1 pseudogene is annotated in these 418 nt (G+C 58.9%); it reads right to left on the reverse strand.

Annotated elements, in window-relative coordinates:
* Nucleotides 1-100: 100 nt before the first annotated feature.
* A pseudogene (locus EOC06_RS38540) lies at nucleotides 101-262 on the reverse strand (recombinase family protein); the annotation flags it as partial.
* Nucleotides 263-418: the final 156 nt, after the last annotated feature.

Below are 418 nucleotides of genomic sequence, written 5' to 3' on the forward strand. Positions count from 1 at the left end.
AGGCGGTACAGCATTGAAGTGGACGCTAATGGCCTCATGCCGCTCCAACTGACCGCTCGCCCGTGATCGTTACGCCGCTACCGTGAATCCGTGTCCGAATAGCCTGTTGCACGGCCGTCATCTTCGCCAGGGCTTCGAGCTTGCGCTCGCGGCTACCAGGATTGCCTGCCAGCCGCCCCTTCGATCGTGCGGCGATGATGCCGGCCTTGGTCCGCTCCGAAATCAACGCACGCTCGAGCTGGGCAACGGCGCAGTAGCCGATTTGCCAGGCCTGTGGTCGACCGGAGCGTCGATTTTGCGCTTCACGAGCCATTTGCGGCGTTTCTCAGGATCGGGAAAGGAGTGTTGTACAAACACCGAAGACATCAGCAAACGATCGTTTGTAAACGTCTCTAGTTGCCCTTTATATCGCTCGTAC

Origin of the sequence: Mesorhizobium sp. M7A.F.Ca.MR.362.00.0.0 (assembly GCF_004023175.1) — a bacterium.
In the GTDB taxonomy this organism is placed as follows: Bacteria; Pseudomonadota; Alphaproteobacteria; order Rhizobiales; family Rhizobiaceae; genus Mesorhizobium.